This window comes from Aminobacter sp. P4_H6_2 (genome assembly GCF_056400805.1).
Map to the genome: position 1 here is coordinate 1 of NZ_JBFUKO010000641.1, position 2952 is coordinate 2952.

General features: G+C 65.3%; 3 protein-coding genes and 1 pseudogene. All 4 read right to left on the reverse strand.

The genetic code is table 11. The features are described 5' to 3' along the window. The coding region (locus tag AC1DUU_RS27895) for a substrate-binding domain-containing protein (RefSeq protein ID WP_476786589.1) at positions 1-301 on the reverse strand (301 nt) is incomplete at its 3' end. Positions 302-492: 191 nt separating this feature from the next. After that, the gene (gene cobT / locus AC1DUU_RS27900) at positions 493-1503 is read right to left on the reverse strand and encodes a nicotinate-nucleotide--dimethylbenzimidazole phosphoribosyltransferase (protein WP_476786590.1); all 1011 of its coding nucleotides are present in this window, start codon (positions 1501-1503) and stop codon (positions 493-495) included. Between the two features lie 24 nt (positions 1504-1527). Then, a complete protein-coding gene (gene cobS, locus AC1DUU_RS27905) occupies positions 1528-2286 on the reverse strand; it encodes an adenosylcobinamide-GDP ribazoletransferase (RefSeq protein ID WP_476786591.1) in 759 nt (252 codons plus the stop codon). A 1-nt stretch (position 2287) separates the two neighbouring features. Continuing rightward, a pseudogene (locus tag AC1DUU_RS27910) lies at positions 2288-2952 on the reverse strand (cobyrinate a,c-diamide synthase); the annotation flags it as partial.

Below are 2952 nucleotides of genomic sequence, written 5' to 3' on the forward strand. Positions count from 1 at the left end.
TCTTCCAGTCGTCGGAAACGAAGCCGTTCTTGACCAGGAACTCGATGTCGGTGACCTGATTGAAGGTGACGACGTCTGCCTCAAGCCCCTCGACGATGGCGCGCGCCTGCTTGGAGGTGCCGGCATGTGACTGGTCGACGGTGACGCCGGGGTTCTTGGCGATGAACGCCGCGTTCTCGGCGGCGAAAAGCTCGCGGGCGACATCATAGGAGGCATTGAGCAGCTTGTCTGCGGCATTGGCCTGCAGCGGGCCGGCGAGGAGCGCGGCGAGGGCGACGCCAACGAGTAGAAAGCGTTTCATGGGGGCATTCTCCTGAGACAAGCGGCAAATGGCTAAAGTAGGCCGCAAGATAGTCGGGAGGTTGCGTTCGCGGGAGGCAGAGGCAAGTTGCCTCTGCTACGGGATGGAGATTTTTTGTCTACTTTTGGCATTGCAGAAGAAATCATTTTCCGGCCCGACAGTCGTGTCCCTGTCGAACCGAAAAATCCCGACTATTTGTCGGTGACGCCTGCTTCGGCAAAACTCGCCATGCGGGCGTGGCATTCGAGCGCTGAGCGCACGATGTTGACCGCAAGGCAAGCGCCCGAGCCTTCACCAAGCCGCATGCCCATATCGAGCAGGGGCGAAAGCGAAAGCGCTTCGAGAAGCTGGCGGTGACCGGCTTCGGCGGAGACATGGGCGGATAGGGTGTGGGCAAGGCCCTGGGGGTGCAATTTCGCGAGCGGAGCAGCAGCTGCGGTGACGACAAAACCATCAAGCAGGACGGGCACGCCAAGGTGACGCGCGGCGAGCGTGGCGCCCAGGATTGCGGCGAGTTCGCGGCCACCGAGTGCTGCGGCAACAGCTAACGGATCGGCGAGGCTCGCGGCGTGGCGAGCAAGGCCAGCGTCGATAGCGGCGAATTTGCGCGACAGGCCCGAATCGTCGACGCCTGTGCCACGGCCGGCCCAATCGCAGCCTGTGCCGCCGAAGAGTGCCGCGGCTATTGCCGCAGCAGGGGTCGTGTTGCCGATGCCCATTTCGCCGAAGCAGATCAGGTCGAGGTCCTCGTCGACCGCTTCATAGCCGGTGGCGACGGCGGCGAGGAACTCCGCCTCGTTCATCGCAACGTCTTGCGTGAAGTCGCCGGTGGGGTGGTTGAGGTCGAGCGGGATCACCGACAGCTCGGCACCGGCAAGGCGGGCGAGCTGATTGATGGCGGCACCGCCGCCAGCAAAATTCGCCACCATCTGAACCGTTACTTCGGAGGGATAGGCCGACACGCCTTGGGCGGTCACGCCATGGTTGCCGGCAAAGACAATGACCTTGACCCTGTCGAGGCTGGGCATGTCGCGACCCTGCCAGCGCGCCAGCCAAGCGGCGATGGTTTCGAGCTTGCCCAGACTGCCGCGCGGCTTGGTCAGCGTATCCTGGCGGCGCGCGACTGCGTCTGCCGCGGCATCGCTGCCAGCCGGTAGGTCAAGGCAGGCTGCGCGCAATTCATCGAGCGATTTGAAGGCCATGGCTGCGAATACTCCTGATATGAATCAAGCCAGGATGGCGGAAGCGGCGAAAAGCAACGTGATCTCGGCGAGCTGCTGGATGGCGCCGATGGTGTCGCCGCTCTGGCCGCCAATCTGGGCGAGGCAGAGTTTTCGAAATGCGACAAACAGCAGTGCCAGGCAAAAGGCAGCGACGACCGCGCCCTGGAGGCCGAGCAGCAGCAACGCCACAGCGCCGACGGCGAGGGCAGTCAGGACAACACTGTCGGACAGCGTGCCGACACCGGCCGACAGGCCGTCGATGCGTGCCTGTGGCAACATCTGCATGAAGGTGGGGATGAGTGCGCGCGAGGCGACATGGGCGACGACGAGGCCAATAAAGACGTGGCCGAGCGTGGTCAGTTCCGATATCGCGCTCCAGCGCGCGAGGATCGACAGCGCCAATGCGCAGGCGCCATAGGTGCCGATGCGGCTGTCGCGCATGATCTTGAGCTTGCGCTCGCGCGTGCGACCGCCGCCGAAGCCGTCCGCAGTGTCGGACAGCCCGTCCTCATGCAGGCAGCCGGTGATGAGCATTCCAGCTGTCAAGGCAAGGGCTGCGGCGAGGCTGGGCGAAAGGCCGAGCAGCGTAGCGACGGCGTAAGCGAGCCATGCGACAGCGGCGACGACCAGCCCGGCCAGCGGTGCGGTCCAGATGGCGTCGGCCAGTGTGCGGTCGCGCACTTCGAAATGTGCCAGCGGCAGGCGCGTGAAGAAGACCAGTCCGATGCGGAAGTCGTCGAAGATTGTCGCCGGCGGGGCCATCTCAGGCCCTCGCTATGGCGTGGAAGAAAGTACCAGTGACGTAGCCGCGTCGGCCACCGAACGTGCCGATTGGATTGCCCTGGCCGTCGGCGATGTCGCCGAGCGGCAAGTCCTCGCCTTTCTTGACCGTCTGGGCGTAGTGGAACTCGTGGCCACGGATGGCGTCGCCGGCTTCACCCAGCGGGCACGGTGCGGCGAGGCGCGCCTGGCGATAGCCAAGATTCATCTTGCGCTTGGCGAAGCTGGTGGCATGGCCGAGCAGGCCGAGCATCGGGTGGGTCGCGCCATCGGCGTCTTCGATGGTTTCGCCAAGCACCATGAAGCCACCGCACTCGCCATGGACCGGCTTGGTCTCGGCGAAGTGGCGTGTGCCCGAGAGGAAACTTTGTGCCGCGGCGAGCCGGCCGGGGTGCAGTTCGGGATAACCGCCGGGCAACCAGCAGACGTCGCAGGAAGCGTCTGGCGCCTGGTCGGCGAGCGGCGAGAACGGCACAAGCTCAGCCCCCACGGCGCGCCAGTGGGCGGCGACGTGCGGGTAGAGGAAGGTGAAGGCGGCGTCCTGGGCGAGGGCGATGCGCTGGCCGGGCGGCGAAAGCGCAAAGCTCTGGTCGCCACAGCCGGGCGAGAGCGGTGTGGCGAGGGCCATGATGGCATCAAGGTCGAGCG

Coding starts and splice junctions, on each gene's coding strand:
- cobS (WP_476786591.1), bottom strand. CDS start 2,286: ATGGCCCCGCCGGCGACAATCTTCGACGACTTCCGCATCGGACTGGTC.
- cobT (WP_476786590.1), bottom strand. CDS start 1,503: ATGGCCTTCAAATCGCTCGATGAATTGCGCGCAGCCTGCCTTGACCTA.